Origin of the sequence: Sphingomonas sp. 3-13AW (assembly GCF_049311085.1) — a bacterium.
Lineage (GTDB): Bacteria > Pseudomonadota > Alphaproteobacteria > Sphingomonadales > Sphingomonadaceae > Sphingomonas.
This window is the reverse complement of record NZ_JASNVZ010000023.1, coordinates 1-19,610: the sequence shown is the minus strand read 5'-3', so window position 1 is coordinate 19,610 and position 19,610 is coordinate 1. Positions and strand designations below refer to the sequence as shown.

Below are 19,610 nucleotides of genomic sequence, written 5' to 3'. Positions count from 1 at the left end.
GCTCCCTTTCTTTCTGTAAAGGGAACCTGACATTCGGCACAAGCCGTGTCAACTGTGCTTGTCATTACGACAAGTCAGCTTTTCAACGTCTCCACCATGTCGGCAGCCAGCAGGCTGAGCGTGTCGTCGCGGGCGCCCATGATGACGATGCGGTCGCCGGGCTTCGCCTCCGCCACCAGATGCGCGGCGGCGGCGGCGCGATCGGGGATGTGGCGCGCCTCGACACCGGCTACCGCCAAGTCGGCGACGACGTCGGCGCTGGTCACTTCGCGCGCGACGGTGCCGCCCTGATAGACCGGGTCCGGCAGCACCAGCCGATCGCCGGGCGCCAGCTTGCTAAGGAACATCGCCACCAGCTCGCGTCGCATCACCTTCAGCGGGCCATAGCCGTGCGGCTGGAACAGCAGCAGCAGCCGGCCGGGGAAGTCGTGGAGCGTATCCAGCGTCGCGCCGATCTTGTCGGGGTTGTGGCCGAAGTCATCGAGCACGGCGACGCCATTCGCCTCCCCCACCAGCTCGAACCGGCGCTTAAGGCCAACGAAGCCCTCGATCGCGGCGGCGGCTTCGTCGCGGTCGATGCCGGCGGCCACCGCCGCACCGATCGCCGCGAGCGCATTGGCGACATTATGGCGGCCGGGCACGCCCAGCCGCACCCTCCGGCGTTGGCCCGCGGCGACAAGGTCGAACGCGATGCCGAACGGCTCGGGCGCCAGCGCTTCCGCCGACAGGTCGGCAGGTGCCTCCACCGCAAAGCTCAGCAGCTTGGGTGAAGGGACGGCGGCGGCGAGCGCCGCCGACTCCAGGTCGCCCACATTGATCACGGCCGTCTGTGCGCGATCGGCGAAGCCGCCGAAAAGCGTGCGCAGCTCCTCCAGCGTCTTGTGGTCGAGGCTGACGTTGTTCAGCACCGCGATGCGCGGACGGTAGAAGGCGATGGAGCCGTCGCTCTCGTCCACTTCGCTCACGAACGCATCGCCGCTGCCCACCAGCGCGCTGGCGAAGGGCGTGTCAGGGGACACGAAATTCTTCATCACCGCGCCGTTCATCACCGTCGGATCGCGGCCGGTGGCGTGCAGAATCCAGGCGATCATGCCGGTGACGGTCGACTTGCCGCTGGTGCCGGCGACGCCGATGCCGAGCGGACTGGCGTTGAACAGTTCGGCGAGAAGCTGCGGGCGGGTCATGCGCGGTGCGCCCAACCGGTCGGCAGCGACCATGTCGGCGACCGTCGCCTCGACCGCGGCGGAGGCGACGACCGTCTGGTCGGCGGAGGTGATGCCGCTGCCGTCCTGCGGGTAGAGCGCGATCCCCTGTGCGCGCAGGGCAGCGAACTTCGCCGCCAGCGCCGGGTTGTCGAGCGCCCGGTCGGAACCCGCGACCGTCGCGCCACGTCGGGCGAGGATGGTTGCGAGGGGCAGCATGCCGCTGCCGCCGATGCCGACGAGGAAGAAGGATTTGCCGTGGTCCATTTCTCCGCGCTATCGGCGGGGCGGCCGGGGGGCAAGCCACTGGCGCTCGGCCGGAGACAGTCCGGCGTTGGCGAAAGGCAGTTCATGCGCATCGGAATCGTCGCCCCTGCCCGCGCCATCACGCCGGAAGCGGCAGCGCGGGTGCAGGCGTTCGCGGCGATCACCTTTCCGCAAGTCGACCTGGTGGTGCATCCGCAATGCTTCCTGGAAGACGGGCATTTCGCCGGAAGCGATGCGGTGCGCGCGGCGGCCTTCCTGGAATTTGCCAACGATCCCGGCTTCGACGCGATCTGGTTTGCGCGCGGCGGCTATGGATCGAACCGCATCCTGGGCGCGGTGATGCCGCAGTTGAACCGGGCAGCCGGCGCCAAGACCTATCTCGGCTATTCCGACATGGGGTTCCTGCTGGGGGCGCTCTATGCGCGGCGCATCGGCCACCCCGTTCACGGGCCGATGCCGATCGACATTGGCCGATCGGATGCCGGTGCTTCTGTCGGGCGTGCGCTGGCGTGGCTGGTGAACCGCGACCCGCATGTGCTGGAGCCCGGCCTCGGCGGCCGGCCGGCCGCGGCCTTCAACCTTGCCATTCTCGACGCGCTGGTGGGCACGCCCTGGCTGCCGGACCTCACCGACCATGTGCTCTATATCGAGGAAGTGTCCGAGGCGATCTATCGCATCGACCGGATGATGTTCACGGTCGGCAACGCCACCCAGTTGCATGGGCTTGCCGGCATCCGGCTGGGCCAGGTGACGGACGTTCCCGAAAACGGCGAATTCGGCGAGACGCTGGACGAGATCATGACGCGCTGGTCGGGCGTGCTGGGCGTACCCTATCTGGGACGCGCCGCGATCGGCCACGCGCACGGCAACATGGTGGTGCCGTTCGGCGCGAGCTGAACCGAGGCGGGATGCGCCGCGCTGCGCACCCCGCCCGGACGGTTAGGCCGCCTGCTTGAGCGATTGCATGTCGATGACGAAGCGGTACTTCACGTCGCTCTTCACCATGCGTTCGAACGCGGTGTTGATGTCCTGGATGTCGATCATCTCGATGTCGGCGGTCAGGCCGTGCTCGGCGCAGAAGTCGAGCATCTCCTGCGTCTCCGCGATGCCACCGATCAGCGAGCCGGCGAGCGAGCGGCGACGGAACACCAGCGCCCCGACCGACGGCGAGGGATGCGGCTCTTCCGGCACGCCCACCAGCGTCATGGTGCCGTCGCGCTTGAGCAGGTTCAGGAACTGGTCGAGGTCGTGGCTGGCCGCGACCGTGTTCAGGATGAAGTCGAAGCTGCCGACATGCTCCGCCATCGCGTCCGCGTCCTTGGACACGATCAGCTCGACGGCGCCCAGGCGCTTGGCATCCTCTCGCTTGTTCGGCGAGGTGCTGAACACATAGACTTCCGCGCCCATCGCGGCGGCGATCTTCACGCCCATGTGGCCGAGGCCGCCCAGGCCGACGATGCCGACCTTCTGACCCGGGCCCACCTTCCAGTGCTTGAGCGGCGAATAGGTGGTGATGCCGGCACACAGGAGCGGCGCGACGGCGGCAAGATCGTCCGCGTGGTGGCCTACCTTCAGCACAAAGCCTTCGTCGACGACGATGTGGTCGGAATAGCCGCCAAAGGTGTGGCCGCCCAACACCGGGTCCGGGCCGTTGTAGGTGCCGACGAAGCCGGTGGTCTCGCAATATTGCTCCTCGCCCTCGCGGCAGGAGGGGCATTCGCCGCAGCTGTCGACCATGCAGCCGACGCCGGCGGTGTCGCCGGCCTTGAACTTGGTCACCTCGCTGCCGACGGCGGTCACGCGGCCGACGATCTCATGCCCGGGCACGCACGGGTAGAGCGTGCCGCCCCATTCGCCGCGCACGGTATGGAGGTCGGAGTGGCAGACGCCGCAGAACTGAATCTCGATCGCCACGTCGCGCGGGCCCGGGTCACGCCGATCGAAGTGGAAGGGAGCCAGCGGGGACTCGGCGGATTGGGCCGCAAAGGCTTTGGCGTTGCTCGGCATGAACGTTCCTTGAGGTTCGGGATTTCGGGGTCCGGCAGGACCGCACCGCCCGATATGGGCGTGCTGCGGCACCGTTTCAGCCGCAACAATGAATGAGACCCGGCTTTGTGCCACGGACCCCGCCGTCACAGGTGACCAACGCGTGCGACTTGTCTATGGGAGCCGGACCACGACATTGGCCGTGGTCTATCCAACCAGCTGAGAAGTGATCCCATGTCCGCTATGTTCCGCATCACGCTGCCCGACGGTTCCGTCCGCGAGGTAGCGCCGGGGACTACCCCCGCGGACATCGCGCAGGCGATCGGGCCCGGCCTTCGCAAGGCAGCGATCGCCGCGCGCGTCGATGGCGAGCTGCGCGACCTGCAGCGCCCGTTCGAGGGCGACGCGAACCTCGCGCTGCTGACGGCCAAGGACGAAGCGGACGCGCTGGAGCTTGCGCGCCACGACTATGCCCATGTGCTCGCCGAGGCGGTGCAGAACCTGTTCCCGGGGACGCAGATCACCTTCGGGCCCTCGACCGACGACGGCTTCTACTATGACTTCGCGCCCAAGGACCGGCCCTTCACCGAGGAGGACCTGCCCGCGATCGAGGAGGAGATGCGCCGCGTGATCGCGCAGAACCAGCCGCTGATCCGCGAAGTCTGGACCCGCGAGGCACTGATCGCGCGCTGGCGTGAAAAGGGCGAGACGTTCAAGGCGGAGTGGGCCGCGGAACTGCCCGACCATGAGGAGCTGACCGTCTATCGCGCCGGCAAGGGCGACGACGCGTGGCTCGACATGTGCCGCGGGCCGCACCTCGAATCGACCGGCAAGCTCGATCCGCAGGCGTTCAAGCTGACGCGGGTGTCGGGCGCCTATTGGCGCGGCGACCAGAAGAACGCGATGCTGAGCCGCATCTATGGCACCGGCTGGCTCAACAAGAAGCAGCTTGAACAGCACCTCACCCGGCTGGAGGAAGCCGCCAAGCGCGACCATCGCAAGATCGGCGCGGAGATGGACCTGTTCCACCTCCAGTCGGAGGCGCAGGGCTCCGTGTTCTGGCACCCCAAGGGCTACATCATGTGGCGCCAGCTGGAGGCCTATATGCGTCGCCGGCTGGATGCGGCGGGCTATGAGGAGGTGAAGACCCCCCAGCTGATGGACGCGCGCCAGTGGGAGCAGTCCGGCCACTGGGGCAAGTATCGCGAGAACATGTTCGTCGTGCCCGACGAAGTCCCGAACACCGAGGACGAGGGCGCGGTGATCTCGGGCGATGCCGACCTGATGGCGCTCAAGCCGATGAACTGCCCGGCGCACGTCCTGATCTTCCGCCAGGGGATCAAATCCTACCGCGACCTGCCCATCCGCATGGCCGAGTTCGGCTGCTGCCACCGCAACGAGCCGCACGGCGCGCTGCACGGCATCATGCGCGTGCGCCAGTTCACCCAGGACGACGCGCATATCTTCGTGCGCGAGGACCAGCTGGTCGACGAGGTCCGCAAATTCTGCGAGCTGCTGGACAGCGTGTACCGCGACCTGGGCTTCGACAACTATGCCGTGAAGCTGGCGTTGCGCCCGGAAAAGCGCTTCGGCAGCGACGCGATGTGGGACGTCGCCGAGGACGAGCTGCGCCGTGCGGTGCTGGCATCCGGCCTGTCGGACGAGATCAAGGCGAACTTCGAGGAGCTGGAAGGCGAAGGTGCCTTTTATGCGCCCAAGCTGGAATTCCACCTCACCGACGCGATCGGCCGCACCTGGCAGGTCGGCACTATCCAGTCGGACCGGGTTCTGCCGGAGCGACTCGACGCGAGCTATGTGGGCGAGGACGGCAATCGTCACCGCCCGGTCATGCTCCACCGCGCCATCCTGGGCACGTTCGAGCGCTTCCTGGGCATCCTGATCGAGCATCATGCGGGTCGGTTCCCGTTGTGGCTCGCACCGGTGCAGGCGGTGGTCGCGACCATCGTCTCGGACGCCGATCCTTACGCGCAGGAAGTGGTCGCCAAGCTGAAGGCGGCGGGCCTGCGGGTCGAGACCGACCTTCGCAACGAGAAGATCAACTACAAGGTCCGCGAGCATTCGCTGGCCAAGGTCCCCAACCTGCTGGTGGTCGGCAAGCGCGAGGCGGAGGAAGGCACCGTCGCGCTGCGCCGCCTGGGCAGCCAGGGCCAGCAGATGCTGAGCCTGGACGAAGCGGTCGCGATGCTGACCGCCGAGGCCGTGGCACCGGACCTGCGCCGGAGTTAAGCGACGAGGGGGCGTTGAGAAACGCCTCCTACGTGGTTTACCGTACAGCAATCGGCGTCTTTTGAAGCAAGTTCGGCGCGAGTGAACTTTTCACGGGCGTCCGCGTCCCCTACATAGAGACTCGTTACAACCTCAAGGAGCTACACCTATCCGTCCGCCCACGATGCGCCGCCCGATGGCGCCCCCGCCGATGAACGGCCCGCGTTTCAACGAATTCATCCAGTCGCCCAAGGTCCGCGTGATCGACCAGGACGGCGAGAATCTGGGTGTGATGTATACGCGCGAGGCAATCGAGCAGGCCGCGGAGGTCGGGCTCGATCTGGTCGAGGTCTCGCCGAACGCGGACCCGCCCGTCGCCAAGTTCCTGGACGTAGGCAAGTTCAAGTACGAGGCGCAGAAGAAGGCGAACATCGCCCGTAAGACCCAGAAGACGCAGGAGATCAAGGAGATCAAAATGCGTCCGAACATCGACGATCATGATTATGATACGAAGATGAAGAAGATCCACGACTTCCTGGGCGAAGGCGACAAGGTCAAGATCACGCTGCGCTTCCGCGGTCGCGAGCTCTCGCACGGCCAGCTCGGCATGCAGCTGCTCCAGCGCGTGCAGCAGGACGTGGCCGAGATCGGCAAGGTCGAAGCCTATCCGCGCATGGAAGGCCGCCAGATGCTGATGGTGCTCGCACCCAAGTAAGCACGGCGACTTCAGCCAACAACGACAGCGGGCGGCGGTTTTCGTCGCCCGTTTTCGTTTGTGTAGAAAAGCCATGCCCCCCGCTGGGCCCCGGCTTTGCGGGTAGCACAAGGTCAAGTCCCCAGCCCTGCCATGATCACCGCCCCTGACGTTTAGAAGTTGCAGCGGCATAGTGCCTGCCGTAGCCGCGATCTACGCAGTCCGGGGGGAAGGCATCATGAATGGTTTCGAGTTTCTATTCTCGTTCTACGGGCTGCTTCTTGGCCTGGCCGTCGCAAACGTCACGTCCAGCTTTGCGGATACATGGCGGCGGCGGGGCAATTGGACGATCGGGATCGTCCCTCCGCTGTTGGGACTGTTCATCCTCCTTGCCGTAGCCCAGCAATGGGGATCGTTCTGGAATGCCCGGGACAACCTGACGATGGGCCCGTGGGAAATGCTAGTCTCCATGGCGATGGCACTTCCGTACATCTTCGTCAGCCACGCGATGTTTCCAGGCGATCTGCAGGAAGGCGGATCGCTGGAAGCGCATTACTTCGGCCAGCGCCATGTCATCCTGGGCACCTTGCTGGTCCCGCCCCTCGTGAGCGCGACCTACAACATCATCCTAGTCACGGCTCCCAGCCTTCTGGACTATTTTCTGTTTGCAGGGGCCGTCTACGGTCCGCGGCTGGGGATTCCGATCGTGCTGATGTTCTGGCGAAATCCCTGGGCACATCGGATCGGCTTTGCCCTCCTCTCCATGTGGCTCCTGTTCCTGATGTTCGTGTGAGGGGCTTCGCTACGCCGCCACTGCGTCGACCGACCCCCCTGCCGCTTCCAGCAGCCGCATTTCCAGCGCGCGGATGCGGGCGGGGGCGGTGATGCGGTCCCCGGTGAGGTCGGTGAGGTAGAAGGTATCCACCGCGCGCTCGCCAAAGGTGGCGACATGGGCGGAGTGGATCGTCACCTTCGACTGGAACAGCGCGTGGGCGAGATGGTGGAGCAGCGCGGGCCGGTCCCGGGCGTTGACCTCCACCACGGTGAAGCGGTTCGACGCCTGATTGTCGATCAGCACGTTGGGCGTGATCGAAAAGGCGCCGGCGCGCGGGTGCTGGAGCGGCTTGGCCGACAGCCGCTCCGTCAGCCGTGCACGATTCGCGAGCGAGTCGGTGATCGCGGTGCGGAGCCGGTCGAGCTGCCCCGCCTCGTCGAAGCGGCCACCCTGCGGGTTCTGGACCAGGAAATTGTCCAACGCCATGCCGGTCCGGGTGGTGTGAATGCGCGCGTCGATGATGTTGCCGCCCGCCGCGTGGATCGCACCGGCGATGCGGTAGAACAGGCCGGGGTGGTCGGCGGCATGGACCGTCACCAGCGTCGCATCCCGTTCCGGATCGGCCACCGCATCGATCGCGAGCGGGCAGTCCCCCGCCCCGTCCATCAGCCGCGCGTTCCGCTCCAGCACGTCGAGCGGCTCCGCCACCCAATAGGCTTCGGGCAACTGGCCCACCAGCGTGGCCATGCGACCATCGTCCCAGCCGAGCGCCTGCTGCAGCGACTGCTGCTTGGCGGCGATCCGCTCGCCACGGCCGCGCTGCTTGTGCCCCAGGCGCAGCACTTCCTCGGCGGAGTCGAAAAGCGTGCTCAGGAGCTGGCGTTTCCAGCCGTTCCAGACCCCCGGCCCCACCGCGCGAATGTCGACGATGGTCAGGATCAACAACATGCGCAGCCGCTGCGGGCTCTGCACCACCTCGGCAAAATCGAGGATGGTCTTGAAGTCGGAGAGGTCGCGCTTGAACGCGGTGGCGGACATCAGCAGGTGGTAGCGAACCAGCCAGGCCACGGTTTCCGTCTCTGCCGCGGTCAGGCCGAAGCGCGGGCAGAGCCGTTCCGCGACGGCAGCGCCCAGGATGGAATGGTCACCGTTCCGCCCCTTTGCGATGTCGTGCAGGAACACCGCGACATAGAGCGCACGTCGCTGGACGACGCCGGGGAACAGCGCCGTGGAGAGCGGGTGGTCCTGCGCCAGTTCGCCGCGTTCGATCTGGTTGAGCAGCCCGATCGCGCGGATGGTGTGCTCGTCCACCGTATAATGGTGGTACATGTCGAACTGCATCTGGGCGACGACGCGGCCGAAGTCCGGAACCAGCCGGCCGAGCACCCCGGCCTCGCTCATCCAGCGCAGCACCTTTTCCGGCGTCCGCGGCGACGTCAGCACATCGAGGAACAGGGCGTTGGCACGCGGATCACGGCGGTGATCGGTGATGAGATGGGCGTCGCGTGCCGCCGCCCGCATCGCAAGCGGATGCACCTCCACCGCGTGCAGATCGGCCAGCGCAAAGATCTCGACCAGGCGAACCGGATCCTCGACGAAGAAGCGGTCATGCGGCAGCGCCAGCCGCCCGCGGTCGAGCACGAAGCCCTTGAGCCGGCTGGGCCGGCGCCGGAGCTGCGGCAGGCCGAAGCGGCGCCCGCGACCCGCAAACGTCTCGTCCAGGTGGGCTAGGAACAGCCCGCTGAGATAGCCGACGCGCTTTGCCTGCAGGAAATAGAACTGCATGAACCGCTCGACCTTCGACTTGCCCGGCCGGTCGGCGTAGCGCATCCGCTCCGCGATCTGGCGCTGAACGTCGAAGGTCAGCCGCTCCTCGGCGCGGCCGGCGATCAGGTGCAGGTGGCAGCGCACCGCCCACAGGAAGTTCTCGGCGCGCTGGAACTGGCGATATTCCTGCGGCGTGAACAGGCCGTGGTCGACCAGTTCGGCCGCGCGGCGCACGCCATAGGCGAACTTGCCGATCCAGAAGAGCGCGTGGAGATCGCGCAGACCGCCCTTGCCCTCCTTCACATTGGGTTCGACGACGTAGCGGCTGTCGCCCATCTTGCGATGCCGCGCCTCGCGCTCGGCGAGCTTTTCGGCAACGAAATGGCGGGCGCCGTCGTCCTGCACTTCCGCGCGGAAGCGGCCGGCTGCCTCGTCATAGAGCGCGGCATCGCCCCACAGGAATCGGCCCTCCAGAAGCGCGGTGCGGACCGTGTGATCGGCGCGGGACTGGCGGATCATCTCGTCCAGCGAACGGGACGAATGCCCGACCTTCAGGCCGATGTCCCAGAGCGCGTACAGCATCGATTCGATGACCTGCTCGCACCAGGGCGGCTGCTTGCCCGGCGTGAGGAAGCCGATGTCGACGTCGGAGTACGGCGCCATTTCGCCGCGGCCGTATCCGCCGACCGCGACCACCACCATCCGCTCACCCGCGGTGGGATTGGGGTTGGGGTGAAGGCGGGTGACGATGAAATCGAGCAGCAGCCGCAGCACGCGGTCGGTGAGATAGGCCCCCGCCGCCGCCGTCTGCAGGCCCTGGGTGGGCTTTTCGAGGAAGCGGCGCTCGATCTCCGCACGGCCTTGGTCGAGCGCGTCGCGCAGCAACATGCTCGCCGCCTGACGCAGCCCGGCCGTGTCAGGGACATCAAGGGCGGCGAGCTCCTCCGCCAGCGCCGCGCGATCGATGATCGCACGGCGGTTGGAGAGGTGATCGAACCGCGGCAGGTTCAGCGCGCTGGGCGCGCCCGGAGACATGGCGCTATCGCTATCCGGCCGTCCCGCTCAGGCGTCGGGCTTCTTGGCGACGCCGACGAGCGCCGGACGCAGCAGCCGGTCCTTGATCATGTAGCCGGTCTGGATTTCCTGCACGATCGTGCCCGGCTCGACATCGCCGTTCGGGATTTCGAGCATCGCCTGGTGGCGGTTGGGGTCGAGCACCTCGCCCTCGGCGTCGATGCGGGAGATGCCGTGGCGCGAGAAGACGCTCTCCAGCTCCCGCCGGGTCGCTTCCAGGCCCACGACGAGGCCCTTCAGCTTTTCGTCCTCGCGCAGGTCGGCGGGGATCGCGGACAGCGCGCGCGACAGATTGTCTGCGACCGAGAGGATGTCGCGGGCAAAGCCGGTCACCGCATAGGAGCGGGCGTCGCCCACTTCCTTTTCGGCGCGACGGCGGACGTTCTGGATATCGGCCCGCGCATAGAGGAGCTGCGCCTTGGTCTCGGCAAGCTCCGCTTCCAGATCACCGGCACGGTCGTGCTCGGCAACCTCGGGCGCTTCCTGGGCGGTTTCCTCGCGCAGGTCTTCCGGGGACTCGTTCGGCGTCTTCTCTTCCTGGATCATTCTCTTCTCTCGAACATCAGGCCAGCAACCGCGTGAGCGTTGCAGCGGTAAAATCCACCATGGGCACGACTCGCGCGTAGTTCAACCGCACAGGGCCGATCACGCCCACCACACCGACGACGCGGCCGTCGAGCGCGCGCACGGGCTTGGCGATCACCGACGAGCCGGAAAGCGCGAACAGCTTGTTCTCCGAACCGATGAAGATGCGGGCGGCATCGCCCTCGCTCGCCGAAACCAGCAGGCGCGCGATCTCCTCCTTGCCCTCCAGCTCGTCGAGCAGCTGGCGGACGCGGTCGAGGTCGGCGGCAGCGGACGGATCGAGCAGCCGCGCCTGTCCCCGCACGATCAGCACCGGGCGTCGGTCACCATCCTCGCTCCACAGGGCGAGGCCTCGCGACACCAGGGTGCGCGCCGCTTCGTCCAGCGCGGCCCGCTCGGCCTGGATCTCCTGCTCAATGCCGGCGCGGGCATCGGCAAGCGTCTGCCCGCCGAGCCGCGCGGTGAGATAATTGGACGCCTCCGTAAGCGCCGACGCAGTCATGCCGGGGGGCAGCTCGACAACGCGATTCTCGATCGAACCGTCCGAGCCGACCAGCACGGCAAGCGCGCGGTCGTGCCCGAGCGGAGCGAAGCTGAACTGCCGCATCACCACGTCGCGCTTGGGCACCATCACCATGCCCGCGCAGGAAGACAGGCCGGAAAGCGCGGCGGTGGTACCGGCAAGCGCCTCCTCGACCGATCCGGCGATGCTCGCCTGCGCCTCGATCGCGGCGCGTTCCTGTGCCGAGGGCTCCATCACGTGCATCATGCCATCGACGAACAGGCGGAGGCCCTGGTCGGTCGGCATGCGCCCGGCGCTGGTATGCGGCGCGGCAAGCAGCCCCGCCTCTTCCAGATCCTGCATGACGTTGCGGATGGAGGCGGCGGAAAGCTTCAGCCCCGACCTCTGGGAAATGGTGCGCGAGCCGACGGGGAGGCCGGATTCCAGATAGGATTCCACCACCGTGCGAAACACGTCACGCGCGCGGTCGGTCAACTCGGTAATGGGTGGGTTCATGGCACCTATGTAGGAAGTTGCACAGGGAATCGGAACGGCCTTGGCACGCCTGCGCTTCAGCGGCCGACGGGACGCTCGCCGATGAACGCCGCGATCGGCAGCAGTTCCGGCGCCGTCCGCAGCGCGGTGCGTGCGTCCGGCCGGTCCTCGCTGACGCAACCGAGGTAGAAATACAGGTTCCGCGTCCCACCGGCGCCGCCCGACCAACTCACATCGATCGAGGACATGTCGGTGGCATAGGTCGGGCAGAGCGGAGACCCGGGCGCATAGCGCTGCTCGCCTTCCGTCGGTCGATACGGCGCCAGACGAGCGGCGAAGGCGCGATACTGGGCGGGCGTGAGCGTGAAGTCGCGGCTCCCCGTGACGGCGGTGAACTGCTGTCCCACGAACGTGCCCGTGCCGTCCGGACGCACCGTCACGCTATAGACCGGGCACGCCCCGAAGCAGCGTCCCGTCTCCAGCCGGATCGTCTCTCCTGCCGTTGCAGCGTCGCTGCCAGCCGATGCGGCACCGCCGCCATTTGGGGTACATGCCGCAAGGGCCAGTGCCGCCCCCGCCACGATCGTCAATCGGATCAAGTCTCGTCCCTCCCTTGCGCGGACTGGCGAAACGCCCGTCGGCAGTCTAGGTGCCCGCAACGATCTTGCAGGAGAATGAACCCATGCGCCCATCCGGCCGCGCCCCCGACGAAATGCGCACCATCTCCATCCAGCCGAACTTCACCCGCCACGCCGAAGGTTCGGTGCTGATCGGCTTTGGCGAGACCAAGGTGCTGGTCACCGCATCCGTCGAAGAGCGGGTGCCGCCGTTCCTGCGCGGCAAGGGCGAAGGCTGGGTCACGGCCGAATACGGCATGCTGCCGCGCGCCACCCACACCCGCGGCAGCCGTGAAGCGGCCAAGGGCAAGCAGTCCGGCCGTACGCAGGAAATCCAGCGGCTGATCGGCCGCTCGCTGCGCGCTGTTTGCGACCTGAAGGCGCTGGGCGAGCGCCAGATCACGATCGACTGCGACGTGATCCAGGCGGATGGCGGCACCCGCACCGCCGCGATCTCCGGCGCCTGGGTAGCGCTGCGGCTGGCGGTCGACGGGCTGCTGGCGGCAGGCAAGCTGACCGCCGATCCGATCTCGCGCCAGGTCGCCGCCGTCAGCTGCGGCATCTATGAAGGCACGCCGGTGCTCGACCTCGATTACCCCGAGGATTCGGCGGCCGACGCCGATGCCAATTTCGTGCTGACCAGCGACGGCAACATCGCCGAGGTTCAGGCGACGGCCGAGGGCGCCTGTTATGACGAGGAAGCGCTGCTGCGGCTGCTGCGCCTCGCCCGGATCGGCTGCGGCGAGATCTTTGCCGCCCAGCTGAAGGCCGCCGGCCGGTGAGCGGCGAAGGTCGCGAGCCGCAGGCGATCCGCAAGCTTGCCCCCGGCAAGCTGGTGATCGCCAGCCACAACCCCGGCAAGGTGCGCGAGATCGCCGAACTGCTCGGCCCCCATGGCATCGAGCCGGTTTCAGCGAGCGCGCTCGACCTGCCGGAGCCCGAAGAGACTGGCACGACCTTTGTCGCCAATGCCGAGCTGAAGGCGCTGCAGGCCGCCGACCTGTCGGGTTTCCCGGCGCTGGCGGACGACAGCGGCCTGTGCGTCGAGGCGCTGGGCGGCGAGCCCGGCATTTTCTCGGCACGCTGGGGCGGCGACGGCAAGGATTTCGACCTGGCGATGCGCCGGGTGGAGGAGCGGCTGGCCGCACTCGGCCCCGACGTCAGCCGCGCTGCCCATTTCGTGTGCGCGCTCGCACTTGCCTGGCCGGACGGGCATGTCGAATGGTTCGAGGGCCGGGTCGACGGCACGCTGGTCTGGCCTCCGCGCGGAGATCGCGGTTTCGGCTATGACCCGATGTTCGTGGCGAACGGCATGGATCAGACCTTTGGCGAGATCGAGCCCGCGCAGAAGCATGCGATGAGCCATCGCGCCGACGCCTTTCGCCAGATGGTCGCGGCGGTCCTGTAATCCTGCGGGCGGCGGGTGCCCGGTGCATCCGCCGCCGTCAGTAGACGGTGGACCCCACCAGGTTGCCGGGCGGATCGTAGCGGCAGACCAGATAGTCGTCGCGCTTGTTACTCGCGAAGGCACAGCCGTAGCGCAGCGTCCGGCGCGACACGAGCTGCCCGTAATGGGCGACGTCCTGCCATTTCCCGGTGCGCGAGAAATTGGGCACCGGCAGGTGCAGATAATCCCGCTTCTCCCCGCGCCAGTGGCCGATCATCTCGTCAAAGCGATAGGCGCCGCGCGTACCGGTCCACAGGTTCTCGCCGACGCGATTCGCCGCCAGCGACTCCGGGGAATGTTCGAAGCGCCCCGTCTTGGCCAGCGTCTGGGCATAGGTGCGGGCACCATCCGCCAGCGCATCCGACCAGACCAGCGGCGGCAGCCCGACCTCGGCCCGCGCCGCATCATGCCCCTGCTGCATGGCCTGGCGCATCAGCGCGGTTCCGCGGGGGGCCGTCCCCTTGAATCCGCGCGGTTCGACCACCCGCTCGGCCGTCTCGGGGGAGGAGCAGGCGGCAAGCGCCATCAACGCCGCCAACAGGATATTTTGCCTCGTTCGCATGCGCACCATATGGGGCAGTGATGTCCGCGGAACAAACCTCATCCGATGCCCCGCTGGCGCTCTACGTCCACTGGCCGTTCTGCGTCTCGAAATGCCCTTATTGCGACTTCAACAGCCATGTCCGGGAGGCGGTCGACCAACAGGCGTGGCGCGACGCGCTGCTCGCCGACCTCGCCTATGAGGCGGTGCGCCTTCCCGGCCGGCGACTGGCCTCGATCTTCTTCGGCGGCGGCACCCCCTCGCTGATGCCGCCCGCTACCGTCGCCGCCGTGATCGAGGCGGCGACGCAGGCCTGGGCCGCCGAGCCCGGTATCGAGATCACGCTCGAGGCAAATCCCTCGTCAGTCGAGGCCGCACGCTTTGCCGATCTGGCGGCGGCTGGCGTCAATCGCGTGTCGCTGGGGCTGCAGGCGCTGGACGATGCGGCGCTCGGATTCCTCGGGCGGGCGCATGGTGTCGACGAGGGGCTGGCCGCGCTGGCCACGGCCCAACGCCATTTCCAGCGAGTGAGCTTCGACCTCATTTATGCGCGGCCCGGGCAAAGCGTGGCGCAGTGGGAGGCCGAACTCGACCGCGCGCTCGGCTTCGGCACGGAGCATCTGTCGCTCTACCAGCTGACTATCGAGCCGGGCACGCGCTTTGCGACGCTGGCGGCGAAGGGCGAACTGACGCTGCCCGACGAAGACCTTGCCGCCGACCTGTGGGAGACGACGCAGTCACGGACCCGCGCCGCCGGATTACCGCTCTACGAAGTGTCCAACCATGCCCGGCCGGGGGCGGAGAGCCGCCACAACCTCACCTATTGGCGATACCGCGACTATGCGGGCGTCGGTCCGGGTGCGCACGGGCGGCGCGACGGCATCGCGACCTTCCGCCGCAAGAAGCCCGAGAACTGGCTGACGGCAGTCGAGCGCAACGGCCATGGCGCCGAAAGCGAAGTTGCGCTGACGCCCGCCGAGCGCGTGACCGAGGCGCTGGTGATGGGGCTGCGCATGGGCGAGGGGATCGACCTGGCACGCGTCGCGGCGCTCGGCCACACGACCATCGCTTCGGTGGTGAAGCTGGACGCGATCGAGCGCCTCGCCGCGCAGGGCCTCGTCACCCATGCGGGCGACCGGCTGGCGGTCACGGCGGCAGGCATGCCGCTGCTCGACGCGATCCTTCGGACTGTCGCAGGCGACTGAGGGGCTCCGGCCACGGCCGGAGCCCCTATGGCCTTATTCGAAGGTGCGCGGTGCCGGCGAGACCGTGACGGTCGCGCCGTTGCGGACTTCCTGTACCTCCAGCGCGCGCTCGGCGATGCCGTCGCGGCCGAAGCGGAACGCGCCGTCGAGACCGGCAAAACCGCCGCTGTCCGTCAGCTTCGACTCCGGGAACGGGCTGCCCAGCTTCCAGTCGCGCGCGATGCGGATGGTGAGCAGCACCGAATCATAGCCCAGGCTCGACAGGCGGTACGGCGCCGTGCCGAAGCGGGCGCGGTACTTGGTCGCATATTGCCGGTAGAGGCCGTCGGAGACGCTGGCGAACCAGGCGCCGTTGAGCGCCGGCTTGTTGAGCGCGGCCGCGTCGGTGTTCCACAGCTCGGTCCCGAGCACGCGCGCGTCGGCGGCTTCCTTGCGCAGCAGCGGCACGGCGGTGGCCGCCGTCCCTGCGCTGTCGGCGATCAGGATCGCCTGATAGGGCGAGTTCTTGGGAAGGCGGGTTACCGCCGCCGCAATGCCGCCGTTGCCGCGGTTGTACGTCTGGAGCGAGACGACCTGGCCGCCCGCGCTTTCGACGGCGCGCAGGAACGCGGTCGAGGCGCGCTGCCCATAGACGCCCGAGGGGACCAGCCCGGCAAAGCTCGTGATGCCGGTCTGCTTGGCATAATTGACCACGCGCCCGATCGACTGGGACGGCGAATAGCCCATCACATAGGCACCGTTGCCGGCGACCGTAATGTCGTTGGAATAGCTGAGCACCGGCACGCCGGCGCGCTTGGCGATCGGCGCGACCGCGCGGACATCGTCCGCCAGCAGCGGCCCGAGGATCAGGCGGTTGCCCTCCGCCAGGGCGCGCTGCGCCGCCGCGGCGGCGCCGGGCGCAGTGTCATAGGTGGTGATCCGGACCTGTTCGCTGCGCGAGTCGAGCAACGCCAGCTGAGTCGCGTTGGCGAGGCTCTGCCCCACCCCGGCGTTCGGGCCGGTGAGCGGCACCAGCAGCGCGACGCGGTGGCGCTGCTTGTCCTCCGGGATACCCGCCTGAATCGTTTCCTGGCCGGTTCCCTGGGTGGGCTGCTCCTTGGGCGGGGGCGGTCCCCGGTCGGGAACACCCCGCGGAACCAGCGTCTGGCACCCTGCCAGCATGAGCGCTCCTGCGACTGCCGCCGTGCGGATCAGCCGACGCGTCCATTGCGGTACGGTCGCCGCCTCTGCCATGACATTCCCCTGATGATCGCACCACTCTCCCCCGGCCTCTACATCGTCGCGACCCCGATCGGCAATCTCGGCGACCTGTCCCCCCGCGCAGCGACGATCCTTTCGTCCGCCGACGTGATTGCCGTGGAGGACAGTCGCGTCACCGCGGGGCTGCTTCGCCACATCGGCACCAAGCGGCCGATGATCCCCTATCACGACCATAATGCCGAGGGCGTTCGCCCCGGACTCGTCGCGCGCATGGCGCAGGAAGCGGTGGCTCTGGTGTCCGACGCGGGCACGCCGCTGATCTCGGACCCCGGCTACAAGCTGGTCCGCGACGCGCGGGCGGCGGGCCATCTGGTGGTGACGGTGCCGGGGCCGTGCGCGGCAATCGCGGCGCTGACGCTGGCGGGGTTGCCGACCGACCGCTTCTTCTACCTGGGTTTCCTGCCGCCCAAGCAGCATGCCCGTGCCGAGGCGATCGCCGAGGTCGCGGCAGTGCGCGCGACCCTCGTCCTCTATGAAAGCGGGCCGCGGCTCGGCGCCACGCTCGCCGCCCTGGCCGAGGGGCTCGGCGATCGCGAGGCGGCGGTCGCCCGCGAAATCACCAAGAAGTTCGAGGAATGCGTGACGGGCACGCTATCCAAGCTTGCCGAACGCTACGCCGAAGCGCCGCCGCGCGGAGAGATCGTGATCGTCGTCGGCCCGCCGGGCGAGGCGCCGCCTGCCGATGCGGAAACCGCGGACGCCGCGCTGATGGAAGCTTTGACCCGCCTTCCCGTCTCCAAGGCGGCGGGCGAGGTCGCCAAGAAACTCGGCCTCGACCGCAAGGAACTCTATGCCCGCGCGATGGAGTTGAAGGGCCAATGAGGGACCGCCGCGTGGCCGAGGCGCAGGGCCGCGCGGGGGAACGGTGGGCGGCGTGGTATCTGCGGCTGAAGGGCTGGCGCATCCTCGACCGGCGGGTCCGGACCAAGGCGGGCGAGATCGACCTGGTGGTGCGGCGCGGATCGATCGTGGCGTTCGTCGAGGTGAAGGCGCGCGGGACCGCTGCCGCCCTCGACCTTGCGATCGACGAGCGGCGGCTGCGGCGCGTGGCGGCGGCGGCGGAAATGCTCGCGCCGCGCTATGCCGGGCCGGGCGACGACATCCGCATCGACGTGGTGCTGGTCGCGCGCGGGGTGCCGCTGCGCCACATCGAGAATGCATGGATCGGCTGACGAGGCCGAGCGTCGCGTGACAATCCCGGGGTGCGGCCCTACCTCCGCCGGGCAACAAGGAGTTCCGGCATGCTGCTGACCGTCGCCGTCCAGATGGATCCGCTCGATTCGATCAACATCACGGGCGATTCGAGCTTTGCCCTGATGCTGGCGGCACAGGCGCGGGGCCACCGGCTGTTCCACTATGCGGCCGAGGATCTGAACTATCAGGCGGGCCGGCTCTGGGCGCGCGCGCATCCGGTGACGGTGCAGCGGGTGGAGGGCAGCCACTTCAGCTTTGGCGCGCCGGTCAACCTCGACCTGGGCGACGAGGCCGACGTCGTGCTGATGCGGCAGGACCCGCCCTTTGACCTGGGCTATATCACCGCCACCCACCTGCTGGAGCGGATTTCCGATCGCACCCTGGTGGTGAACGACCCCGCGAACGTGCGGAACGCGCCCGAAAAGCTGTTCGTCCTCGACTATGCGCATTTCATGCCGCCGACGCTGATCACGCGATCGGTGGAGGCGGCGCGCCTGTTCCTGGCCGAGCACCGCTCGATCGTGGTGAAGCCGCTGCACGGCAACGGCGGCAAGGCGATCTTCAAGATCGACGCCGACGGGCAGAACCTGTCGTCGCTGATCGAGGTATTCAACACCGCCTATCGCGAGCCGCACATGGTGCAGGCATTCCTTCCGGAAATCGCCGAGGGCGACAAGCGCATCGTCCTGATCGACGGCGAGGTCGCGGGCGCGATCAACCGGATGCCGGGCGAAGGCGAGATCCGGTCGAACCTGGCGGTCGGCGGATCGGCGGCAAAGACCGAGCTCACGCCACGCGAGCGGGAGATCTGTGCGGAGCTCGGCCCCGAACTGAAGCGCCGCGGGCTGTTGTTCGTCGGCATCGACGTGATCGGCGGCAAGTGGCTGACCGAGATCAACGTCACCTCCCCCACCGGCATCGTCGCGATCGACCGCTTCAACGGCACCGACACCGGTGCGATGATCTGGGAAGCGATCGAGCGTCGCGTGGCAGAACGGAGCTGAGCTTGGCGGTCCATCCCCGGGTTCGCGCGTTAGGCACGCCATGACAGACTTTATTCTCGAGGCGATCGCCTGGGGTGGCTACCTCGGCATCGCCCTGCTGATGGCGCTTGAAAACGTGGTGCCGCCGGTCCCTTCCGAAGTGATCATGGGCCTGGGCGGCATGGCCGTCGCCCGCGGCACCATGTCGATGGGCCCGCTGGTGCTGTGGGGCACGGTCGGATCGGTCGCGGGCAATTACTTCTGGTACGCGCTGGGGCGGCGTTTCGGCTATCGGGGGCTCAAGCCCTTTGTCGATCGCTGGGGCCGCTGGTTGACGCTGGAGTGGGAGGATGTGGAGAAGCTGCAGCGCTTCTTCCATTCGCGCGGCGCCTGGGTGGTGTTCGTGTTCCGCTTCCTGCCGACGTTTCGCACCATGGTCTCGCTGCCCGCGGGCATGGCCTGCATGCCGCACTGGCGGTTCATCATCGCGACCTTTGCCGGCAGCGCCATCTGGAACACGGTGCTCGCCTGGGCCGGCCTTTATTTTGGCTCCAACTTCCGCGAGCTGGAGCAATTTGTGGGGCCGGTGACGATCATCCTCTCGATCGTGATCGTGGTCGGCTATGTCTACCGCGTGATGACCTGGAAGCCGCGCGTCGACCGCTAGGGTTGAGACTCATTCAGAGCCAGAACGCGATAGCTGTTGCGAGCGCGACGCCTGAGAGGAAGTTGGCCGCGAGCTTGTCGTAGCGGGTAGCGACGCGGCGGAAGTCCTTGAGGCGGCAGAAGG

At 67.8% G+C, this 19,610-nt stretch carries 19 protein-coding genes and 1 pseudogene; 11 read left to right on the top strand and 9 right to left on the bottom strand.

From position 1 onward, the window contains the following. Positions 1-74 precede the first annotated feature (74 nt). The gene (locus QP045_RS17615; protein ID WP_422516310.1) at positions 75-1,469 is read right to left on the bottom strand and encodes a glutamate ligase domain-containing protein; all 1,395 of its coding nucleotides are present in this window, start codon (positions 1,467-1,469) and stop codon (positions 75-77) included. An 84-nt stretch (positions 1,470-1,553) separates the two neighbouring features. On the opposite strand from QP045_RS17615, the gene QP045_RS17610 reads away from it, so the two are divergent. Beyond that, positions 1,554-2,366, top strand: coding sequence for an LD-carboxypeptidase (locus QP045_RS17610; protein ID WP_422516309.1), 813 nt, complete (start codon positions 1,554-1,556; stop codon positions 2,364-2,366). A gap of 42 nt (positions 2,367-2,408) precedes the next feature. On the opposite strand, the gene QP045_RS17605 is transcribed toward QP045_RS17610, so the two are convergent. Further along, a complete protein-coding gene (locus QP045_RS17605; RefSeq protein WP_422516308.1) occupies positions 2,409-3,476 on the bottom strand; it encodes an NAD(P)-dependent alcohol dehydrogenase in 1,068 nt (355 codons plus the stop codon). Positions 3,477-3,689: 213 nt separating this feature from the next. On the opposite strand from QP045_RS17605, the gene thrS reads away from it, so the two are divergent. From thrS to QP045_RS17590, 3 genes are all read left to right on the top strand, one after another. Continuing rightward, a complete protein-coding gene (gene thrS / locus QP045_RS17600) occupies positions 3,690-5,702 on the top strand; it encodes a threonine--tRNA ligase (protein WP_422516307.1) in 2,013 nt (670 codons plus the stop codon). A 163-nt stretch (positions 5,703-5,865) separates the two neighbouring features. After that, positions 5,866-6,396, top strand: coding sequence for a translation initiation factor IF-3 (gene infC, locus QP045_RS17595; protein ID WP_422516306.1), 531 nt, complete (start codon positions 5,866-5,868; stop codon positions 6,394-6,396). Positions 6,397-6,613: 217 nt separating this feature from the next. Beyond that, positions 6,614-7,168: a hypothetical protein gene (locus tag QP045_RS17590; protein WP_422516305.1), complete on the top strand. Its 555-nt coding sequence runs from the start codon at positions 6,614-6,616 to the stop codon at positions 7,166-7,168. Positions 7,169-7,177: 9 nt separating this feature from the next. Here QP045_RS17590 and QP045_RS17585 read toward each other — a convergent pair whose 3' ends face one another. The 4 genes from QP045_RS17585 to QP045_RS17570 are packed head-to-tail and all read right to left on the bottom strand — an operon-like array spanning position 7,178 to position 12,172. Continuing rightward, complete coding sequence (locus QP045_RS17585) at positions 7,178-9,952, bottom strand: [protein-PII] uridylyltransferase (protein WP_422516304.1); 2,775 nt, start codon at positions 9,950-9,952, stop codon at positions 7,178-7,180. A gap of 27 nt (positions 9,953-9,979) precedes the next feature. Continuing rightward, complete coding sequence (grpE, locus tag QP045_RS17580; protein ID WP_422516303.1) at positions 9,980-10,537, bottom strand: nucleotide exchange factor GrpE; 558 nt, start codon at positions 10,535-10,537, stop codon at positions 9,980-9,982. A gap of 16 nt (positions 10,538-10,553) precedes the next feature. Next, positions 10,554-11,594 (bottom strand): heat-inducible transcriptional repressor HrcA, encoded by a 1,041-nt coding sequence (hrcA, locus tag QP045_RS17575; RefSeq protein ID WP_422516302.1) that lies wholly within the window; start codon positions 11,592-11,594, stop codon positions 10,554-10,556. Positions 11,595-11,650: 56 nt separating this feature from the next. Then, positions 11,651-12,172, bottom strand: a complete 522-nt coding sequence (locus QP045_RS17570; protein ID WP_422516301.1) for a DUF6438 domain-containing protein — start codon at positions 12,170-12,172, stop codon at positions 11,651-11,653. An 83-nt stretch (positions 12,173-12,255) separates the two neighbouring features. Between QP045_RS17570 and rph the strand changes: the two genes are divergently transcribed. Both rph and rdgB read left to right on the top strand, forming a co-directional pair. Then, positions 12,256-12,972 (top strand): ribonuclease PH, encoded by a 717-nt coding sequence (rph, locus tag QP045_RS17565; protein WP_422516300.1) that lies wholly within the window; start codon positions 12,256-12,258, stop codon positions 12,970-12,972. Next, the gene (rdgB, locus tag QP045_RS17560) at positions 12,969-13,598 is read left to right on the top strand and encodes an RdgB/HAM1 family non-canonical purine NTP pyrophosphatase (protein ID WP_422516299.1); all 630 of its coding nucleotides are present in this window, start codon (positions 12,969-12,971) and stop codon (positions 13,596-13,598) included. The genes rph and rdgB overlap by 4 nt, the downstream gene beginning before the upstream one ends. 37 nt (positions 13,599-13,635) lie before the next feature. Here rdgB and QP045_RS17555 read toward each other — a convergent pair whose 3' ends face one another. Beyond that, positions 13,636-14,199 carry a CAP domain-containing protein gene (locus QP045_RS17555; protein WP_422516298.1) on the bottom strand — a complete coding sequence of 188 codons (564 nt, stop codon included), beginning with the start codon at positions 14,197-14,199 and terminating at the stop codon, positions 13,636-13,638. 20 nt (positions 14,200-14,219) lie between these two features. Here QP045_RS17555 and hemW point away from each other — a divergent pair, with 20 nt between their 5' ends. Further along, on the top strand, positions 14,220-15,383 hold the full coding sequence (gene hemW, locus QP045_RS17550) for a radical SAM family heme chaperone HemW (protein WP_422516297.1): 1,164 nt from the start codon (positions 14,220-14,222) through the stop codon (positions 15,381-15,383). 33 nt (positions 15,384-15,416) lie between these two features. Here the strand turns inward: hemW and QP045_RS17545 are convergent, their stop codons facing one another. Next, a complete protein-coding gene (locus QP045_RS17545) occupies positions 15,417-16,616 on the bottom strand; it encodes a penicillin-binding protein activator (RefSeq protein WP_422516296.1) in 1,200 nt (399 codons plus the stop codon). A 12-nt stretch (positions 16,617-16,628) separates the two neighbouring features. On the opposite strand from QP045_RS17545, the gene rsmI reads away from it, so the two are divergent. The 4 genes from rsmI (at position 16,629) to QP045_RS17525 (ending at position 19,487) form a co-directional block, all read left to right on the top strand. After that, on the top strand, positions 16,629-17,465 hold the full coding sequence (gene rsmI, locus QP045_RS17540) for a 16S rRNA (cytidine(1402)-2'-O)-methyltransferase (protein WP_422516295.1): 837 nt from the start codon (positions 16,629-16,631) through the stop codon (positions 17,463-17,465). Next, entirely contained in the window at positions 17,462-17,815 is a 354-nt protein-coding gene (locus tag QP045_RS17535; protein ID WP_422516294.1) for a YraN family protein, read from the top strand. Before rsmI ends, QP045_RS17535 begins: the two co-directional genes overlap by 4 nt. A gap of 69 nt (positions 17,816-17,884) precedes the next feature. After that, on the top strand, positions 17,885-18,841 hold the full coding sequence (gshB, locus tag QP045_RS17530; RefSeq protein ID WP_422516293.1) for a glutathione synthase: 957 nt from the start codon (positions 17,885-17,887) through the stop codon (positions 18,839-18,841). A gap of 40 nt (positions 18,842-18,881) precedes the next feature. Further along, positions 18,882-19,487, top strand: coding sequence for a DedA family protein (locus QP045_RS17525; protein ID WP_422516292.1), 606 nt, complete (start codon positions 18,882-18,884; stop codon positions 19,485-19,487). A gap of 13 nt (positions 19,488-19,500) precedes the next feature. On the opposite strand, the pseudogene QP045_RS17520 reads toward QP045_RS17525, so the two are convergent. Beyond that, positions 19,501-19,610: pseudogene (locus tag QP045_RS17520) on the bottom strand (IS5/IS1182 family transposase); the annotation flags it as partial.

Excerpts from the sequence above, each read along its gene's own strand:
- QP045_RS17615 (WP_422516310.1), bottom strand. The coding sequence starts at position 1,469 with ATGGACCACGGCAAATCCTTCTTCCTCGTCGGCATCGGCGGCAGCGGC.
- QP045_RS17610 (WP_422516309.1), top strand. The coding sequence starts at position 1,554 with ATGCGCATCGGAATCGTCGCCCCTGCCCGCGCCATCACGCCGGAAGCG.
- QP045_RS17605 (WP_422516308.1), bottom strand. The coding sequence starts at position 3,476 with ATGCCGAGCAACGCCAAAGCCTTTGCGGCCCAATCCGCCGAGTCCCCG.
- thrS (WP_422516307.1), top strand. The coding sequence starts at position 3,690 with ATGTCCGCTATGTTCCGCATCACGCTGCCCGACGGTTCCGTCCGCGAG.
- infC (WP_422516306.1), top strand. The coding sequence starts at position 5,866 with ATGCGCCGCCCGATGGCGCCCCCGCCGATGAACGGCCCGCGTTTCAAC.
- QP045_RS17590 (WP_422516305.1), top strand. The coding sequence starts at position 6,614 with ATGAATGGTTTCGAGTTTCTATTCTCGTTCTACGGGCTGCTTCTTGGC.
- QP045_RS17585 (WP_422516304.1), bottom strand. The coding sequence starts at position 9,952 with ATGTCTCCGGGCGCGCCCAGCGCGCTGAACCTGCCGCGGTTCGATCAC.
- grpE (WP_422516303.1), bottom strand. The coding sequence starts at position 10,537 with ATGATCCAGGAAGAGAAGACGCCGAACGAGTCCCCGGAAGACCTGCGC.
- hrcA (WP_422516302.1), bottom strand. The coding sequence starts at position 11,594 with ATGAACCCACCCATTACCGAGTTGACCGACCGCGCGCGTGACGTGTTT.
- rph (WP_422516300.1), top strand. The coding sequence starts at position 12,256 with ATGCGCCCATCCGGCCGCGCCCCCGACGAAATGCGCACCATCTCCATC.
- QP045_RS17555 (WP_422516298.1), bottom strand. The coding sequence starts at position 14,199 with ATGCGAACGAGGCAAAATATCCTGTTGGCGGCGTTGATGGCGCTTGCC.
- hemW (WP_422516297.1), top strand. The coding sequence starts at position 14,220 with ATGTCCGCGGAACAAACCTCATCCGATGCCCCGCTGGCGCTCTACGTC.
- QP045_RS17545 (WP_422516296.1), bottom strand. The coding sequence starts at position 16,616 with ATGGCAGAGGCGGCGACCGTACCGCAATGGACGCGTCGGCTGATCCGC.
- rsmI (WP_422516295.1), top strand. The coding sequence starts at position 16,629 with ATGATCGCACCACTCTCCCCCGGCCTCTACATCGTCGCGACCCCGATC.
- QP045_RS17535 (WP_422516294.1), top strand. The coding sequence starts at position 17,462 with ATGAGGGACCGCCGCGTGGCCGAGGCGCAGGGCCGCGCGGGGGAACGG.
- gshB (WP_422516293.1), top strand. The coding sequence starts at position 17,885 with ATGCTGCTGACCGTCGCCGTCCAGATGGATCCGCTCGATTCGATCAAC.
- QP045_RS17525 (WP_422516292.1), top strand. The coding sequence starts at position 18,882 with ATGACAGACTTTATTCTCGAGGCGATCGCCTGGGGTGGCTACCTCGGC.